16 protein-coding genes and 1 rRNA gene are annotated in these 16,017 nt (G+C 52.3%); 6 read left to right on the top strand and 11 right to left on the bottom strand.

The window, feature by feature from the left end:
• Positions 1-251: 251 nt before the first annotated feature.
• Positions 252-1,799, bottom strand: a 16S ribosomal RNA gene (locus R70331_RS03575).
• A 466-nt stretch (positions 1,800-2,265) separates the two neighbouring features.
• Here R70331_RS03575 and R70331_RS03570 point away from each other — a divergent pair.
• From R70331_RS03570 to R70331_RS30955, 4 genes are all read left to right on the top strand, one after another.
• Positions 2,266-2,553, top strand: a complete 288-nt coding sequence (locus tag R70331_RS03570; RefSeq protein ID WP_042172941.1) for a hypothetical protein — start codon at positions 2,266-2,268, stop codon at positions 2,551-2,553.
• A gap of 160 nt (positions 2,554-2,713) precedes the next feature.
• Entirely contained in the window at positions 2,714-4,030 is a 1,317-nt protein-coding gene (locus tag R70331_RS03565; RefSeq protein ID WP_042172939.1) for a helix-turn-helix transcriptional regulator, read from the top strand.
• Positions 4,017-4,832, top strand: a complete 816-nt coding sequence (locus R70331_RS03560; RefSeq protein ID WP_042172937.1) for a WYL domain-containing protein — start codon at positions 4,017-4,019, stop codon at positions 4,830-4,832. Before R70331_RS03565 ends, R70331_RS03560 begins: the two co-directional genes overlap by 14 nt.
• Before the next feature lie 94 nt (positions 4,833-4,926).
• On the top strand, positions 4,927-5,052 hold the full coding sequence (locus R70331_RS30955) for a DUF4023 family protein (protein WP_081947453.1): 126 nt from the start codon (positions 4,927-4,929) through the stop codon (positions 5,050-5,052).
• A gap of 115 nt (positions 5,053-5,167) precedes the next feature.
• On the opposite strand, the gene R70331_RS03555 is transcribed toward R70331_RS30955, so the two are convergent.
• Both R70331_RS03555 and R70331_RS03550 read right to left on the bottom strand, forming a co-directional pair.
• Positions 5,168-5,884, bottom strand: coding sequence for a stalk domain-containing protein (locus R70331_RS03555; RefSeq protein WP_042172935.1), 717 nt, complete (start codon positions 5,882-5,884; stop codon positions 5,168-5,170).
• Positions 5,885-6,013: 129 nt separating this feature from the next.
• Entirely contained in the window at positions 6,014-6,514 is a 501-nt protein-coding gene (locus R70331_RS03550) for a GNAT family N-acetyltransferase (protein ID WP_042172933.1), read from the bottom strand.
• Between the two features lie 227 nt (positions 6,515-6,741).
• Here R70331_RS03550 and R70331_RS03545 point away from each other — a divergent pair, with 227 nt between their 5' ends.
• Positions 6,742-8,283, top strand: a complete 1,542-nt coding sequence (locus R70331_RS03545) for an acetate--CoA ligase (RefSeq protein WP_042182094.1) — start codon at positions 6,742-6,744, stop codon at positions 8,281-8,283.
• Positions 8,284-8,344: 61 nt separating this feature from the next.
• Here R70331_RS03545 and R70331_RS03540 read toward each other — a convergent pair whose 3' ends face one another.
• The 3 genes from R70331_RS03540 to R70331_RS03530 all read right to left on the bottom strand — a co-directional run bounded on the left by R70331_RS03540 (position 8,345) and on the right by R70331_RS03530 (position 10,388).
• Positions 8,345-8,938, bottom strand: a complete 594-nt coding sequence (locus tag R70331_RS03540; protein ID WP_042172932.1) for a hypothetical protein — start codon at positions 8,936-8,938, stop codon at positions 8,345-8,347.
• A gap of 21 nt (positions 8,939-8,959) precedes the next feature.
• Entirely contained in the window at positions 8,960-9,397 is a 438-nt protein-coding gene (locus tag R70331_RS03535) for a HEAT repeat domain-containing protein (protein ID WP_042172931.1), read from the bottom strand.
• An 85-nt stretch (positions 9,398-9,482) separates the two neighbouring features.
• Positions 9,483-10,388, bottom strand: coding sequence for a phosphotransferase family protein (locus R70331_RS03530; protein ID WP_042172929.1), 906 nt, complete (start codon positions 10,386-10,388; stop codon positions 9,483-9,485).
• A 272-nt stretch (positions 10,389-10,660) separates the two neighbouring features.
• Between R70331_RS03530 and R70331_RS03525 the strand changes: the two genes are divergently transcribed.
• Positions 10,661-11,848, top strand: a complete 1,188-nt coding sequence (locus R70331_RS03525; RefSeq protein WP_042172927.1) for a nucleotidyltransferase domain-containing protein — start codon at positions 10,661-10,663, stop codon at positions 11,846-11,848.
• Between the two features lie 431 nt (positions 11,849-12,279).
• Here R70331_RS03525 and R70331_RS03520 read toward each other — a convergent pair whose 3' ends face one another.
• From R70331_RS03520 to R70331_RS31400, 5 genes are all read right to left on the bottom strand, one after another.
• Entirely contained in the window at positions 12,280-14,076 is a 1,797-nt protein-coding gene (locus R70331_RS03520; protein ID WP_042172923.1) for an ABC transporter ATP-binding protein, read from the bottom strand.
• A gap of 13 nt (positions 14,077-14,089) precedes the next feature.
• A complete protein-coding gene (locus tag R70331_RS03515) occupies positions 14,090-14,548 on the bottom strand; it encodes a lasso peptide biosynthesis B2 protein (protein ID WP_042172920.1) in 459 nt (152 codons plus the stop codon).
• Positions 14,545-14,844: a lasso peptide biosynthesis PqqD family chaperone gene (locus R70331_RS03510; protein WP_042172917.1), complete on the bottom strand. Its 300-nt coding sequence runs from the start codon at positions 14,842-14,844 to the stop codon at positions 14,545-14,547. The genes R70331_RS03515 and R70331_RS03510 overlap by 4 nt, the downstream gene beginning before the upstream one ends.
• 2 nt (positions 14,845-14,846) lie before the next feature.
• Complete coding sequence (locus R70331_RS03505) at positions 14,847-15,782, bottom strand: phosphoenolpyruvate carboxykinase (ATP) (RefSeq protein ID WP_042172915.1); 936 nt, start codon at positions 15,780-15,782, stop codon at positions 14,847-14,849.
• A 92-nt stretch (positions 15,783-15,874) separates the two neighbouring features.
• Positions 15,875-16,000, bottom strand: coding sequence for a paeninodin family lasso peptide (locus R70331_RS31400; RefSeq protein ID WP_039869839.1), 126 nt, complete (start codon positions 15,998-16,000; stop codon positions 15,875-15,877).
• Between the last annotated feature and the right edge of the window lie 17 nt (positions 16,001-16,017).

Here is a 16,017-nt window from a genome sequence, read left to right as displayed (position 1 = left end):
TTGAATAAATTCAAGATCTTCATTTCCTTCACAGAAAAATTCGTATCAACTAATAACTATTTCAACTTGCTTACACAAGTTTCAGCTAAAAGATGTTCTAAAACGCAAATTCGTTTCGGTATCCAGTTTTCAAGGATCAAGGTACTTACTTGAGAGCTTAAACTCTCAAAACTGACCAACGAGTGAGTAACTAACCGACCGGTTAGATTTTAAATTTGAATGTCCTCATTGCAGAGAACGATTCTCCATAGAAAGGAGGTGATCCAGCCGCACCTTCCGATACGGCTACCTTGTTACGACTTCACCCCAATCATCTACCCCACCTTCGGCGGCTGGCTCCCTTGCGGGTTACCCCACCGACTTCGGGTGTTGTAAACTCTCGTGGTGTGACGGGCGGTGTGTACAAGACCCGGGAACGTATTCACCGCGGCATGCTGATCCGCGATTACTAGCAATTCCGACTTCATGCAGGCGAGTTGCAGCCTGCAATCCGAACTGAGACCAGCTTTGCTGGGATTGGCTCCACCTCGCGGCTTCGCTTCCCGTTGTACTGGCCATTGTAGTACGTGTGTAGCCCAGGTCATAAGGGGCATGATGATTTGACGTCATCCCCACCTTCCTCCGGTTTGTCACCGGCAGTCACTCTAGAGTGCCCAGCTTAACCTGCTGGCAACTAAAGTCAAGGGTTGCGCTCGTTGCGGGACTTAACCCAACATCTCACGACACGAGCTGACGACAACCATGCACCACCTGTCTCCGATGCTCCGAAGAGGGGCACTATCTCTAATGCTTACACCGGGATGTCAAGACCTGGTAAGGTTCTTCGCGTTGCTTCGAATTAAACCACATACTCCACTGCTTGTGCGGGTCCCCGTCAATTCCTTTGAGTTTCAGTCTTGCGACCGTACTCCCCAGGCGGAGTGCTTACTGTGTTAACTTCGGCACCAAGGGTATCGAAACCCCTAACACCTAGCACTCATCGTTTACGGCGTGGACTACCAGGGTATCTAATCCTGTTTGCTCCCCACGCTTTCGCGCCTCAGCGTCAGTTACAGCCCAGAAAGTCGCCTTCGCCACTGGTGTTCCTCCACATCTCTACGCATTTCACCGCTACACGTGGAATTCCACTTTCCTCTTCTGTACTCAAGCCACCCAGTTTCCAGTGCGACCTCAGGTTGAGCCCAAGGTTTAAACACCAGACTTAAATAGCCGCCTGCGCGCGCTTTACGCCCAATAATTCCGGACAACGCTTGCCCCCTACGTATTACCGCGGCTGCTGGCACGTAGTTAGCCGGGGCTTTCTTCTCAGGTACCGTCACTCCGGTAGCAGTTACTCTACCGGACGTTCTTCCCTGGCAACAGAGCTTTACGATCCGAAAACCTTCATCACTCACGCGGCGTTGCTCCGTCAGGCTTTCGCCCATTGCGGAAGATTCCCTACTGCTGCCTCCCGTAGGAGTCTGGGCCGTGTCTCAGTCCCAGTGTGGCCGTTCACCCTCTCAGGTCGGCTACGCATCGTCGCCTTGGTGAGCCGTTACCCCACCAACTAGCTAATGCGCCGCAGGCCCATCCCTTAATGACAGATTGCTCCGCCTTTCATTCTCTCTTCAGGAGAAAAAAGAAATTATCCGGTATTAGCTACCGTTTCCGGTAGTTATCCCAGGTTAAGGGGCAGGTTGCCTACGTGTTACTCACCCGTCCGCCGCTAAGTTTACCCCGAAGGATAAACTCCGCTCGACTTGCATGTATTAGGCACGCCGCCAGCGTTCGTCCTGAGCCAGGATCAAACTCTCCAAATTGGTATTTAGAAAGAGCGATTGCTCATTTTGAAACATCTGACGAGAATTTACATTCTCTACTTTTGGATCTCACCGAAGTGATTTCCGATACTCACTCGTTGTTCAGTTTTCAAAGATCAAGCTCGTCGTCGCTATCGATTATCTCGTCAGCAGCAACTCTTATACTATATCACTTCTGACCATTCAATGTCAAGCTCTTTTTTAATTTCTTTTTTCGAGCTTAGCTTCGACGCTTTTCAGCGTTTCGCGGCCAGAAATAGAATATACCATGCTGAGCAGAACTATGCAAGCATTTTTTTGATTTTATTTTAAGGTCAGATCTTTAGCTTATAGCCAGCAACCTTTTGTCCCCTGCTGCGTCAATAACTGCATCAAATAACGTATGGATATTTACACCAATGAAGATGAGGTGATCACCATTAAAACGCTGCATGATCTCTAGCTTCCCATAAGGAGGTTAGAGTATATGAGCAGAAGCGTGAAAAAGCATCCGGTATGTAATGATGCTACGACACCCGGAACGATCTGGGCTAAGCGTCAGGCCGCAAAGGCTGTACGCCGTTATCATTCTGGAGTCTCAGACGGCAAATGGTACAGAAAGCTGTATTGCTCCTGGAACATCTGTGAATACAGTTCGTATCAGACCAAGCAGCAGGCTATTAAGGAATGGGAAACCTCGGACTGGAGAAGGCTCCGTTATCCCTCACTCGACGATGCCATTCAAGACTGGCACAGGTATTATAGAAGAAAGTAAGTAAACAGCCCTCCGGCAGGGAAGCGCCGGAGGGCTGTTTTGACCGCCTCCCATCCCGGCGCGCCAGCTTCTTGTTCCCCATAAACTGTCAAAATCAGCATTTCAACCCGCATCCGCCCCTGTTACAATTAAAGTACATTCGAAGATTCGGAGGAAAGCCATGGCCAGAGAAAGCTTTGATAAGGAAATCCAGTTCCTGCGCATGCTTGTATTGACCAGCGGGGCTTACAGCCGCCAGCAATTCGCCGAGCGTCTCGGCATCTCGGTACACACCTTTGACAAAACCGTAAAAAAACTAAAGGAAGTCGTCCAGACCATACAGGTTGAGCTGCCTGAAGATCAGGATAAGGCTTTTATTGATACCTTCAGATTCAATTACTATGATTCTGCCGAACCGGCTCTGCTGTTTCTCTTCCGGGCCAAGTCGCTGAAGGAATCCGAGTCGCTGCGCCTCTCCCGCATCCTTGCCGGCTTAAACGAACAGCCGCTGACAATCAAAGAGCTGCTGGAGGTATGCTGCAGCGGTGAAGAGCAGGAGGAGATTTGGCCCGATGAGAAAACACTGCGCGGGGATCTGAAGTATCTTGAGGAGGTTGGAGTCATTGCGAAGCAGCCCGGGCCCCGGCCATACCGCTACCGGCTGTATGACGACCTCATCCGCCAGCTGTCCGACGACGAGCTATGTGAGCTGTTTGATTTCGTGGATGTAATGGCGAATACGCAGGTCCCATCCGTTCAAGGCTATCTGTTGCGAGACAGCCTCAAAAAGCAGTTGAACCGCCGGAGCCTGGCGAATGCGGCAGCTGATCCTTTTTTATATAAATATCATTATTATTCGCGAATTCTTGATGAAGCCCACCTCTACCCTCTGTTATCGGCAATCCGGGAGCGGCGCAAGGTACAGTTTCTATACTTTTCTCCAAAGGAAGGCAAGAATTATTCAGCCAGACCAACCAATCCATTGTTTGAGCGGGAAACAGAGGGCCGGCTGGAGAATATGCTGCCGCTCAAGATCGTCTATGATCATCAATATGGAAGATGGTATCTGCTGGCAAGCGATAAACGCAAGGGAGTCCGTAAATACAGGCTGGAGGGCATTACCCAGATTGCCGAGGCCGAAGCCGTAGCTGAAGAACTGTTTCAGGCTGAGAAAAAGCGGCTGGACGGTATGCTGTCCCTGAGCTGGATGATTGATACAGGCAATCCGGTCACCATCCGTGCTAAGTTTCTTAACCCGGTGGCGGGCGGCGGGAACAACTTTGTTAAGGAACGCGTACTCCAGCAGGGGCAATGGGGCGTGATCACCGGGGAGGACGAGCACTCTTTCATCTATGAGATTAACGTTAACGGATATACCGAGATCAAGCCATGGCTGCGGAGCTTCGGTTCAAGCTGTGAAATTCTCGAGCCCCTGCAGCTGCGGCAGGAGATGATCCAGGAATGGAAGGAGCTGCTGGCTTACTATGAATCCGTTTGAAAAGATTTTTAATTACAGGGTCCTATCCAGGCTGGGGGAATCCGGCGCCTTCCTCTCTACTGCCCACGAGCGCGCATGGCTGAAGCTGATGCTGGACCATCCTTCATCCGCCACTGCCTTCTCAGGCCCCACCCTTGAAAAGCTGCGCACTCTCCTGTATCAGGACGAAGCACTCCCCCTGCATGATCACCTGATCCACAAAGCCGCAAGCAGGGAACGGCAGGTGTTTCATCCGCTACTGAAGACACTACGGCATTGCATACAGCACAAGCACGGGGTACGGCTGACTTTTATCCTGAAGGACGGCATGATCAGCCCTAAGCAATCCGGCCTGCCATACCGCCTGGAGTATTCTATGGTCAAACGGGAATGGTATCTGCTCTGGTACAACTGGAAGCGGCGTGATTTACTCAGCGTCCGCCTGTCCAAAATCGCTTCCGTCTCCGAAGTACCCGTTCAGGAAGAGGCCTATGCTTCAGCGTTAGCTGATATCCGCGGTCTTCTGGAGAGCCGGAAGCAGCGTGCCGTGATTGAGGTGCAGCCGGAATATAACCGGGAGCTGTCGCGCATCCTGTACGCTTTTTCCTGCTTTGAGAAGGAGGTTCATTATGACGAGCTGTCCGGTATCTATTCCGTCGCCTTAACCTACCTTGGAAACGAAGGTGAGTATGTGCTGTCAAAGCTCCGTTTTCTGGGCAAAAGAGTGCGTGTGACTGAGGGGGCTGTGCTCAAAAAGCGGATGCGTGACTCGGCTATGAAAGCACTGGCCCAGTACGGGGCATTGGAGCCGCCGGCGGAATAAGCTTCCGCTCCATGCATCAGCCCTTCGGGGAAAGGGCATAGTAAAGGCAGTTCTGACCAGGCTATGCTCAATTTTGCTTAGGAGGCTGACAAGTATGAATACACATGAATTTGTAGCTAAGTTTCAGGAGAATCAGCGCAAGGCGGAAAAGAATAAACGCAGGGGACAAGGCTCTCCGCAGGCCCGATTAGCCAATAAAACACACAGCACCAATAAGTAGAGGCTAGTGTACAGGCTGGCCGTTATATTCTACAAAAAAAGCAGCAGCCGGCTCTGTATATACAGAAACAGCTGCTGCTTTCTCTTTTTATATGGATAAGGGTTAGTGAATGAATTTATTTGGCCAGTTTGGCAACGTTCACGGCTACCTTCTCCAGCTTCGCTTTGCTGAGCGACTGGTCCGGGGAGCTGATGGTTACATAACGGTCATCCAGCTTGAAGGTCAGCATCGGAATATCGGATGGTGTATACCACTTGGCGCTTGTTCCATTGGACAGCTTCACTGTCGTTCCATCGTAATCGTAGGAGTAATCGCGCGGCGAAATATTAACACGCATGTGCTTGAACAGGAAGGATACGCCGTCCTCACCGCCGCCAACACTCACAAAGCTGTCTCCGCTGATCATCTGGGCCGGGGCATAGGCGGTTTCGAAGCCCTGGTAGTTCGCGAAGGCTTTGGTAATCTGCTCTTTCTGAGCTGAGCTGTAGTTCACAGCCGCCAGTGTAACGGTTGATCCGCTATCCGGCGTCCCTGTTCCGGCGGAAGTACCCAGCACGACCTGGTTGGTGGAGGCGTCAAAGGTTACGGGAACCTTCAAGGCGTCGGCCAATGCGCGCACCGGCAGATAGGTTGTGTTGTTATAAGTGATTGGTGCTAGTGTCTTACCGTTGCCGTCAACAGGGGTATAAGCAGCTCCGTTAACTTTAAACCCGATGCTGTGATTCAGATTGGCGCTGATCTTCTGCAGATTCGTTCCTGCGTAGACACCGGCCGAGCCTGTAACAGCCATTCCGAACACCATAGTTGCTATAATCATTTTTTTGCTTTTCATTGAATATCGTCTCCTTAGTGGTTAGTTTAGTGTTTGCGTTGTTCTTTGCTATGAACTCATTTAATCATGAACTTGTTTCGAACTTGTATCCGGATTGTAAAGAAGGATTTCAAGGCTGCTGAAGCCAGTCTATTTATATACCTTGGAATAGAGAATCTCCCTGTATTGCTGAAATTCCGCCGCTTGGAGCGGATGCGGATAAGTCATAATGCGCAAAGGCAGATCCTGCTGGCCGGGACGCAGCGGAGGCTGGACATAATCGAATGGATTCAGGTGAAAACCAAGCCGCTCATAAAATCCGATCCGGCGCCGCTCCAGCTCACCGTCCGGCGGCTCCACCTCCAGCAGCACGGGCGTGTCTGAGCGGGCAAGATAGCTATTCATCAGAAGCTTGCCCGTGCCGCCGCCGCGAATATCAGGGCTAACGGCAATGTGCTCAACAAAACGCAGCTCCGGGAACTCCCATGCCGCCAAAAAAGCGATAATCCGGCCGCCGTCATCCTGTCTGGTACTGATCCGGTAATGAGGATTGTCCAGCAGCGCCTTCTGGCCGCTATAGGTTCTGAATTCACTTTCGGGAAAAGAATCCTCCATAATAGAAAAGATTTCATCGAATTGTGCAGGCTTCATATATATATCTCGCTTTCCGGCAAGTCTGTAACGATTCACCCTGTTATTATTTTCTCTATAACTATAGTAACCAAAATTTCACTAAAGATAATGAAATCGATTAGCACCTGGTCCTAATAAAACATGGTATACTAGAGGATAGCTGCAACTATCACGTTAATTTAGGAGATGTTCAATTGGACAATCAGCGTTTCATTGCACCCGAAATTTATAATCTGACTTCGGAAATGGAGCAGCATCCTCCGGATAAGATCGCGCTTAAATGGCTACATGAAAATGGAAGCTCCGAGGAAATTACCTACGGTGATCTGCTCGGCCAGGCCAACAGGCTGGCTGGCGGGCTGGCCGGACTGGGTCTTCATAAAGGTGACCGCGTTCTGGTCATGGTTCCGCGCCGCATCATTGCCTATGTTATCTATCTGGCCTGCCTCAAGCTGGGACTGGCCGTTATTCCTTCCTCGGAGATGCTGCGGGCCAAGGATTTGTCCTACCGCCTGCGTCACTCGGAAGCCAGAGCAGTCATCGTCTGGTCCGAGGTAACCGGAGAAGTTAATAAGATCAGTGATGATCTCCCCGCCCTCGACTACCGTCTGTCGGTATCCGGTAACACGGATGAGCTTGAAGAAGACTGGCGCGACCTGGAGAGCCTGATGGACGGACAACCGGATTCCTTTGATGCGCCTGTAACCAGCCGCGATGACATTGCCATTCTGGCCTATACCTCCGGCACTACCGGTAATCCGAAGGCAGTTGTGCATTCCCACGGCTGGGGCTATGCCCACCTGCGGATTACCTCCCCGCAGTGGCTGGAAATCAGGGAATCAGACACCGTCTGGGCTACGGCAGCCCCGGGCTGGCAAAAATGGATCTGGAGCCCGTTCCTGACGGTGCTCGGCAATGGGGCTACCGGCTTTGTGTACAATGGGGCCTTCCATCCGGACCGTTATCTGCAGCTGCTGCAGGATGAGGGCATCCAGGTCTTGTGCTGTACACCTACGGAATACCGGCTTATGGCGAAGACCGAAGGACTGTCACGGTATGACCTGTCCAAGCTGCGCTGCGCCGTATCCGCAGGAGAGCCGCTGAACCAGGAGGTCATTAATACCTTCCAGCAGCATTTTGGTATTACGATCCGCGACGGCTACGGGCAGACGGAAAGCACGCTGATCATCGCCGCCCTGAAGGATGAGCCGGTACGTATCGGGTCAATGGGCAAATCAATTGCTCCCGGCATCGCCGAGGTTATCGACGAGGATGGAAATCCGGTGCCTCCAAATGTCGTGGGCGATATTGCGGTGCATCTCAGTATGCCTGCCCTGTTCAAAACTTACTATAAAGACCCGGACCGCAAGGCCAATGCTACTCAAGGGGAATATTTCGTAACCGGTGACCGGGCGCGTAAGGATGAGGATGGCTATTTCTGGTTTGAGGGCCGGGGAGACGACATTATCATCAGCTCCGGCTACACCATCGGCCCGTTTGAGGTCGAGGATGCGCTGATGAAGCATATGCTGGTTAAGGAATGTGCCGTTGTTGCCAGTCCCGATGAAATCCGCGGTTCTGTTGTTAAAGCCTTCATTGTCCTGAAGGACGGCAATGCAGGTTCACCTGAGCTGATCAAGGAGCTCCAGAGCCATGTTAAAGAAATGACAGCTCCTTACAAATATCCGCGTAAAATCGAATTCATTACCGATCTGCCGAAAACAACCTCGGGCAAGATCCGCCGCGTCGAACTGCGTGAGCAGGAAAAACGTGAGGCACAGCAATAATTGCCCAGGCAGCAAAAAGCCCCCATGCTCCGCTTATCAGCGGGCATGGGGGCTTTGTTCTTTATTCTGACCAGTACTGCGCTCCCGGATTCAGCTCCGTTCCGATCTCGCCTTCTTTGATCAAATCACAGTCGAGGAACCCGTCTTCATCCAGAAAATAAGCTTCCTGCTTATAAAATTCACACAGCGTCTCCAAAAACTTCTCCGGTGAGCTGTACATCACAACCAGATCGCCAAAGTCGTTCAGCAGGTCACAGATCACTTCCGTGCCGTCTTCCTGCTGCCACAGGCAGATAAAATCACTGCCGTAGTTAGTCAGGATAGGAAAAACCCGGCCCCCTGCGCTATGTCCCTTCTCCTCCAGAATTCCAGCCAGCACCTGCATCTCCTGCGCATACTCGGCAATATGAATAAGGCGGTAGCCGGGAATGAACTCGATCAGGCTCGGCTCTTCTTCGTCACTGCTTGTCCCTGCGACCTGACCGTAAATCACCTGTAGCAGCCCGGGAGCATCCGGAACAAGGTTCGTAAGCGCCTTGCTTCCTTCAGCGCTTTTCCCAAGACTGGCAATGTAATCAGGCCGGAATCCTGCAGAGAGCCCCAGGTACTCCTGAAACTGTGCTGCCAGCGGGGATTCATATGAATCGTTATGCATATCGGATTATGTCACCCTTTACTATTTTGCTGCAAGCCACTGCTGCTCCAGCCACTTATCAAATTCTTCGCCTTTTTCGCCTTCGTAAGCATCGTAGATGTCAATCCGCATCTTCTGCAGCTTCTCTTTAAAATCCCCGTAGGAGTGCTCACGCGGAAGACTCTTCTTGATGCGCAGCATAATTTTGCCGATCCCTTTGAACAGCTCAGGCTTGTCCTTGGAAGGTGCAGTGACCTCCTCGCCGAACGCACTCAGCTTCCGGTATGCAGCTTCTTGAACGGTATATACAGGATCGCTGGTCACCAGACGATTCAGGATGTCAATAACTTGCTTGTGGTTCCAGTTGCCCAGCTCCTCGACAGCCGCAAGGCGTGCTCTCCAGTCTGCAGTACGGCCGGCCGCCTTCTTCAGCTCCGAATAGTTCTCCGGCAGCTCTTGATTCAGTTCTTCATTAGTCAAAAGATACAATCCCTTTCTTGGTTAAATCTGTTGGTAGTGCAATTCTACCGTTTGCGCTGGTTAATTTCAATCTTTAGCGCCGAAATTACTCTGTATACCAGCACGGGACCAGTCTGCGGAAATCATCGTAATCCCGAAAAGCCTGTCTGGCGATTTCCATCATCCCCTGAATATCAGCTTCCCCGAAGGGAATGGACCATTTAATTGAGAAAAGAGAGCTGTACGCCACATACAATGCCTGTCTCTGCCAGAACGGCTCCGGCGGCGGGCCAACAAAATAGCCATCCAGTTTTCCTTTTGCGAAAGGAATGCTTACCTTCCGGTCAAAAAACTGGACCTTGTAAAACTCTTCAGCATAGTCGGCAATATCCCAGCGGTTGAAATCAATCACACCGACCCCGCCTTCCGGGGTATACAGCAGATTACCGGCATGGAAATCTCCATGGTGGTATACCTTCTCTACGTTGTGAATAAGCCCGATGTTCTCCTGAACATAACGGATAGCCACAGCATCATTCTCCAGACGGTAAGGACAATCCTCATACTCCCTGATCCGTCTCAATATCTTAGCCTGCATTGCCGCTTCCCAGCCGGACAGCTCCTTATCCTGGCGGATACTGTGGATTTTGCGGAGAATTCCCCCTGCCTCCACTCCGAGCTCATACTGCTCCTGCACAGGTAAATCAGCCAGACAGTCCTCGAGTGTCACTCCCTCCACCCAGGTCAGCAGCATATATACCTCCCCGCCGGTACAGGTACCGAAACGGAGTGCCTGCGACATCGGAAAATCCAGTGTGTTGAATTTTTGAATAAGTTCGAATTCGGCTTTCTTGCGCTCATAGGTGTCCACCGCTGAAACCCTGAGCAGCAGCTTCGTTCCCTCATGGTCTTCTATATAATACTTCTTGTCGTCCGACCAGCCTTTCAGCACTGGTTCAATACTGCGCCAGTTCTCTGCGCCGGGAATTTCAGGTATGCAGGCATCCGTCATCTTTTCCGCCCCTTTCGCTCCGGGCCTAACCTTTCCGGATAAGCGTTGATTGAAATATTATATCGGATTAACCTGTTACATTCGACCTATAAATGCGTTATAAGAGTTAAAGCCTGTCTTTCAGCGGGGGATTCTATTATTTTTAAAATAATCTATATATTGTAATTTTCAAATTGACACGTTCCGCTGCCGGTGTTACGCTCTCTGTGCCTTCGTTAAAATGAACGGAATTGACTCCAGACCCACCTAAATTTCCAGTAAGGAGAGTCCCTATGACTGACCGGTATACCCTTGACAGAGGGAGTTTATCTAAGGAAATATCGCTTCTTCTTCACTTACTTACAGCGGATTCGGTTGACGGGCTGATGGAGCAGCGTCCGCAGCTGTTCGCAGAGATAGACTGGAAGCTATTTATCCGGCTAACCTTGCATCACCGTGTATTCCCTTTTCTCTATCCCAAGCTCAGCGGGATGTCTAATCAGCTCATTCCTGCCCATGTCCGTGAACGGCTGCAGCAGGAGTACCGAAGCAACACTGTACGAATGCTGCAGCTCAGCGGGGAAATGGCCCGGATCGGCGCTGGACTGAATAAGCTGGGAATCCGTTCCCTTTTTCTAAAAGGCCCTGTGCTTGCTGAAGACTTGTACGGTGATTTCTCCCTCCGCACCTCACGCGACCTTGATTTCATGGTGCCTATAGACCGGCTATCAGATACGGCGGATTACCTGCTGCGGCTGGGGTACGAGCAGATAGAGGTCTATGAGAGTATTCTCGGTGACTGGAAATGGCGGGAGCATCACTTAACCTTCAATCATCCTGACAGCAAGATTAAGCTTGAGGTCCACTGGCGGCTAGGTCCAGGGCCTTCAGCGGAACCGGATTTCGAGGCGCTGTGGAAGCATGCGCGCACAAGCACACTGCTGGGTCCTGACGTGCGCTATCTGGGCCGAGAGGATTTGTTCCTCTTCCTTGTCTCGCACGGCGCGCGCCATGCCTGGTCCCGGCTGCGCTGGCTGCTCGACATCAAAATGCTGCTGCTCCAGCAGCCGGACAGTGAGCAGCTGCTAGAGCTGCTGAAGCAGTATAATGGTGAAGCGATTGCCGGACAGACGCTGATTCTTGCCGCTGACCTGCTGGATACTAAGGTTAATCCCAGTCTGTCAGGACTGATGGACAAGCCAAAGGCTCAGCGGCTGGCTCAGGATGCTGTATTCTATGTAGCAAGGATGGTCAATCTGAATGACCCTCCGCTGGAGCCGGAGGTAGAGCGGCACTTTAAATCCTACCAGCCGGCAATCTTAACCGCCCGCAACCGGCTGCTGCGGGCGGCAGGCTTCCTGTACCCTTATGCAGCAGATGCCAGGACGCTGCCTCTGCCGAAGCCGCTGCATGTGCTTTATTTTCCGCTCCGCCCGTTTCTCTGGAGCTGGCGTAAGATGACCGGCCGGGAGGAGGCTTAAGCTGCGGGTGGTGCTTGCTTATTCGTAGAGTCCTAATTTATTTAGTTGGAAATACGTCATCTAATTCTCAGATGAGCGCCTCCTCCCGGGGATTAGCTGGAAAAATGCCACCTAATCTCACCGAAATTGCTCTCAAAGCGATAAACCAGCCATATTAGATTACCTTTTTCCAGCTAATAGTCGTGAACGCCGCAAATCTTTAGAATTAAGTGACCAAAATCAAACTAAATTTAAGCCGCCTCCAGATTACGTATGCGGCCTGCTTTGGTGAACAGCTGAAGTCGTAGAATAATACAGTCCCGTGAAGATGCTTTATACTGTAGCAAGTAGATACCTGAGCATGCAGATACATGCAGCATCTCAAAGTCAAAGCCCCGGCCTCTACAATGAGTAGAGACTAGGGCTTTGCTATTATTCTTATAAATCGGCAGTTACATTGCCTCCTGGCCGCTAAGCAGCCGGCTGAACATGCCGCCTGTTTCGGAAGCGAGCCTGCCGTAGACACCCTGCTGAATGACCCGCCCCTGGTCGATGACCAGAATCTGATCAGCCCCGCGGATGGTGGACAGGCGGTGGGCAATGACAATCAGCGTTACAGAGTGCTTCAGCCGGTCGAGCGCCTCCTGGATCTTCTGCTCATTCTCGGTGTCGAGTGCGCTAGTCGCCTCGTCCAGCACCAGGATCGACGGCTTGCGGATAATGGCCCGGGCCAGTACCAGCCGCTGCCGTTCCCCGCCGGACAGGCGGATGCCGCGGTCACCGATCAGCGTATCCAGCCCTTCCGGCAGCCTGCGCACGAACCCGGCAGAGGAGGCGAATTCCAGCGCTTCCCACAGCTCCTCTTCACTGGCATCCGGCTTAATCATCGTCAGATTATCACGGATTGTAGCATTGTAAAGAAACGGGTCCTGGGCGACATAGCCGATAGAACGGCGGTAGGACAGCAGGCGTTCCCCCGTGATCGGCGTATCATCGGCCAGGATAATCCCTGACTCAGGCTGCATCAGTCCCATAAGCAGGTCTACGAGTGTGCTTTTGCCTGCACCGGAACGTCCGACTATAGCGGTCATGCGGTTAGCGGGAATCTTAACATTCAAATCCTGCATGGAGTATTCAGGCTTCTGGGGATCGTAGCGGAAATGGACACCGCGCGCTTCAAGGCCTTCTTTGAGCACCATCGGAACAGGTGCCTTTCCGCTTCCTGCTGCCGGGCCTTCCTCAGCAGCGCGCAGGCACTCCTCTTCCATGTCCTTAAGCTGCTTAAATGAAGGCAGAACGGAGGCAAGCTGCTCCATTAAGGATTGCAAAGAGGAAAAGGTCGGCCACAGTCTGGCGAACACCAGAATGACCAGCAGCAGATTCGGCCCCTCTACATGAAGAAACCGGAACGAAACGAAGATAAAGAGGGCGATCAGCAGGGTCGAGGACATTTTGTAGAGCAGCTGGGAGTTTGAACGCAGACGGGTATATTCCAGCTGTTCATGCTTCACTTCTCCGGTAAACCCGTGCAGCCATTCCAGCCGCGACTGCTCCAGATTATTGCTCTTGATGTCCTTGATTCCATTCAGCTGGTCGGTAATACCGGCAAGATACGTTTTGCCGAGCTCGGTGCTGCGGCTGCCCAGCTTTTTGGCTTTGCGGATGAACCTGCGCGAGAACAGAGACAGCAGGACAGCGCAGACAAGCACAGCGAGCGTCATCTGCGGCGACAGCCAGAAAGCAAAAGCGATCTGCACCAGCGTGAACAGCAGTGAGGTAAGAAACTGCAGGAAGCAGCTGATGCCTGCAAGCACCCGGGCGATTTCCGTAGTCATGAGGTTAACCAGATCGGAGGTTCTCTTTTTCAGGAAAAAAGACCATTCTGCACGCAGCAGGGCACTGTATACTTCATATCGCAGCTGCCGGCCGTAGGTCTGCTGAATCTCCACATTGCGGACCGCCACAAAGCGCGCAATCAGATTCTGGCAGAGCACAATGCCGATGTAGGAGCCCAGCACCAGCATAAGCGCATTCGTCTGCGGCAGCTCTGATATGAAGCCGAGCATAGGAAGATTAAAGGCCGCTCCTGCCCCGCCAAGCTGCAGTCCTGCCAGACCGAGCATCGGCACCAGCAGCAGTATAGCTGAGCTCTCGAGCAGACCGCTGATGACCATACCGAGCAAATTCAAATACAGCTTGACTCCGGACAGCTGCTGAAGCTGCCGGACATAATAGATAATGGCTTGCATGATCCCACCTCGATTACTCGGCTTGTATCACCTTGGCAAATTTCTGAACCACAACAAATCCCCGCATCGCGTCATCACCGGACACATAATACGGTCCGCTGCGCAGCCAGGCATGGGCAATCATCTGCCCCTGCTTATCCCTGGCAACCCCCATGTACAGCGTACTCTCAATTCCGCGTCTTTCGAGCATACCCAAAGCGGCAACGGCTCTTACCATGCAGGTGCTTTTCCATGGGGTAAGCCTGCTGCCCCCCCGGATCGCCCGGGTAATCCGCTTAATGGTATGCGCATCCCTGGCGCTCACTTCTCCGGCGGTCTCCTGCGACTGCCGGCCAAGCCGCGGGGCTGTACGGGCAAAGGGGAACAGCAGGCGGATTCTTGCAATGAACAGGTGCCATAGCGCCTCCGGAAGAATGGCCAGGACCGCGCGGTCATCCGTTAACAGCAGGTGAAGCCGCCGGAGGCCCGTCATGATGCAGAATCAATGGCGACCAGATCCTCAGCCAGCAGGCTGTGCACAAATTCAAATACATCCTGCTCCGCCGTTTCTGCCGGAACATCGAAGGTCTGCCGGATAACCTCCACGATCCGGCTTACCGGCACCGGCTGTGCCATAGCCGACCAGATTTCTCCGCCAACCTCGCCCAGATTGTAATATTTGCCGTTCTGTATATTGAGCATCACCTTCTCGCCGTCCATGTCGCTGGCAATATTGCCCGGCCGCTGGACAAGCACCGTTTCAAGGGACAACACATTTGCAGTACTCATCGTTAACCCTCCTCTGTCTTTGGTTTAATCGTGTCGTAGATCAGTGCACTCTGCTGCGGAGCGGTAAATCCCTGCTGCGGACGGGTAATCCGGTAGATTGGCAGCCGGTTCATGAAGGATGCCAGCATGCCGAAATGCCATTCCCGGACACCGGTCCGGTCAATCATCGCCTTCTGATAGGTGTGATTGAATAAGGTATGGAATCTTTCCATTCCGTTAACAGGCTGTACGGTTACAGGCCCGTTCTCTGCAGATACCGCCAGCTCGAAAATACCGGATAGCGGCAGCGGCTCCTTTTGAAAACGGTCATGCACCGGAACAGCAAATTTGGTCTCCCGCTCAAACAGCGGGCGGTAGCCGGACGAATTCATTCCCATATAGTCCAGACTCTGCTGCCACAGCTTCTGCTGGGGATAGCCTGGAACTGCAAGCGGCTGGCCGTCCTGCACGATAACGGGAATAACGTCGTCACTGAGCATCAGATGACCCTGCTCCATCAAATAAGAGGCTAGTGTAGATTTGCCGGCCCCGGATTGTCCGACAAGCGCATAAGCCCGGTTATTGAGCACAAGCGCACTTCCGTGTAGAGGCAATATCTGTTTCTGCATGAGCAGAACCCCCATGCAGCTCCCCAGAATGTACAGGCGGACACTGTCCAAATCGGCTCCGGCCACAGGATCAACTGTAATCCGGATACCATCCTGAACGGAATACACCGCCTTGCCCTTTGCCTCAAACATGACCTCTGTACCCAGAACGCCAACATTCGGAGTGATCTTGGGAATGGCCTGCCAGCGCTGTGCCAGATCTCCGCGGATTACTGCCACGCTGCCGTTTAGCCCCGGTCCCACTGCTAAGGGAAGCTCCGGTAATGGAAATTCACTGAAAATCTGCAGGCCGAAAGCTTGATACGCCAGACCTTGGACTGTACTTGCCATACCCGTTCCTCCCCTGCCTAAAGATGATGGAAATAGCCCTTATCCCCCTCCAGCAAGCTCAGGGGGATGAGGGCTCCTCGTACCAAATGCTCTTAGGAGTGATGTACGATCTCATCCGGATCACTTTGGAAGGAGTCGGCGATTGCCAGTCCCGGTCCAGCCATAGTCATCTTAACGTCGAGTACTTCCAAAGCAGGCTTGCTGTATTCCTTTTTCATGTATGTCACCCCCTTTC

This window comes from Paenibacillus sp. FSL R7-0331 (assembly GCF_000758645.1).
Taxonomy (GTDB): Bacteria; Bacillota; Bacilli; order Paenibacillales; family Paenibacillaceae; genus Paenibacillus_AQ; species Paenibacillus_AQ camerounensis.
Note: the sequence above shows the minus strand (reverse complement) of the source record. Positions and strands in the feature narration are given on the sequence as shown.